Annotated in this window: 1 protein-coding gene and 1 pseudogene; both read left to right on the plus strand. The window is 41.4% G+C overall.

Going from position 1 to position 1,792, the window contains the following annotated elements:
- Positions 1 to 115 precede the first annotated feature (115 nt).
- Positions 116 to 712: a hypothetical protein gene (locus RMO35_RS08525; RefSeq protein ID WP_309740233.1), complete on the plus strand. Its 597-nt coding sequence runs from the start codon at positions 116 to 118 to the stop codon at positions 710 to 712.
- A gap of 12 nt (positions 713 to 724) precedes the next feature.
- A pseudogene (locus tag RMO35_RS25250) lies at positions 725 to 871 on the plus strand (MFS transporter); the annotation flags it as partial.
- Positions 872 to 1,792 lie beyond the last annotated feature (921 nt).

Here is a 1,792-nt window from a genome sequence, read left to right on the forward strand (position 1 = left end):
TGTCTATAGCCACTGCCGAGCTTGTGAAGACATATCATATCCCCGACTTCTTAAAAGAAGTCGGGGATATGGCATCACTATCGCCCTAACTGCTTTTGATTATTAATAAATTTATATGTCGATTAAAAAATCAGACTACGAAGAACTATTGACGCGATATAGCAATCATACTGAAGCAGTAGAATTACTCAAGCAGTATCGTCCGTATCTAGAAATGATTCCCAGCATCCGGCGATCGGAAGAAAGCTTGATTACGATGCCGTTACCTGTCGTCAAACTTCGCAAAGTTCCAGTAATCCAGCAACTCGATCGATCTTCGCCGATTAGTACTACTTCGCAAACAATTTTACTGCCTTGCGATCTGGCATATCTCATGTGCGATCCGGAGTGGAAAATTAAGATGGGCGGCGAGATTTTAATATTTATCCAGCAGCCTGAAGAAGATTTTTCCGATTTACTCATGCGGTGGCGGCGGACGCAAGTATTACTCGATCGTGACTATGAATGGGTAATGCCACAATATTATCGGCATATTATTAGTGAAGGTGTCGAACATCTTTATCCACTGTTTGTAATATTCGATCGCACGTCAGCAAGTATCAAACAAGGATTAATCGGCTCGCATTTACCTTTTGTCATCGCTCAAAATCGCCAAACATTGATCGCCGAATTAATCCCCCCCGAACGCGGTACAGAATTACTAGATCTCTAATTTTAGGTTTTGATAACCGCTGAGTTAACTGAAGACTACAACGAACGCACGAGTTTGAGTAGTTTTCGCTTTACCTTATCGATTGGGGGCAGTATTCTTGCCCTATTAATTGCGATCTCGGTATTTCAATTTGTCAAAGATCCCGCCCAGCAATATCTGACGAACTCGAAACCGGACAACGCCGTGAGGGACGATTACCTCGCGGCGCGGCTACGCCAACGATTGACATGTAATTTGACTATTTCCCCCAAAATAGCAGGAGAGCCGATCTGTCAGGCAGTCAGGCATTAACCGAATCTGCGAGATCCAGCGTCTAGCCGGGTGGAAATGCGGCACCGTCAGTAGCTAACAAAGCTAGCAAATAGATATACTCAATCGAACAAATTAAGCGTCACTGTCACAATTGCCGCGATCGATATCAATAATCGAGAACGAGCTGGGTATGTTAAGAATGTGGGAAGAAAATCGGACATCATGCGATCGCGCGTGATGTCTTACTTTTTAGAGGTAACATGCTGTATCTAACGCCGTCCGATTGTATTCTGGAATCTGAATTGGGCTAGGCGGATCGGCAAATTGATGCGACTTTGAGTGCAGTACTCGATTTCTGAACTTGTAAAATTCGACTATTCGATCGATTATCGAACCATTCTTTAATCTGAATTTGTAGATATGTGTCAGAACTAAAATTCAAAATTCGAGCGACCTGAAGCACAAGTAATGTTAGTACACTCGAAAATCTGGTGACGAATCGAGCTTCAAAAATAGATATTAGCTGGTTGAGAGTTGGTAGCTGAAACTATGTTTTGGCTGATTCTTTCGAGTCTTTAGTAGTCGTTTTTACACGATTAGAAATATTGTTGACAAAGTAGATAATTAGTATTAGCATTGGGTGCGCTGTTTTAAAATCGCTACTCAAATTCTGATAAGTAAAGACATCCAGTTGTTACTTAGTAGTATTGTGTCTTTTGGCGAATCCAATAAAATCTTGTTGAATAAATATGAAAAATTCGCTATGTTAGGGATGGCACAACAATAAAGAAATCTTATGGGCGACATCAAGGCAACTTTTACATCAAC

The sequence above is a fragment of the Chamaesiphon sp. OTE_20_metabat_361 genome (assembly GCF_031364565.1).

Bases quoted from the DNA above. Each gene is read 5' to 3' on its own strand.
- RMO35_RS08525 (WP_309740233.1), top strand. From the start codon at position 116: ATGTCGATTAAAAAATCAGACTACGAAGAACTATTGACGCGATATAGC.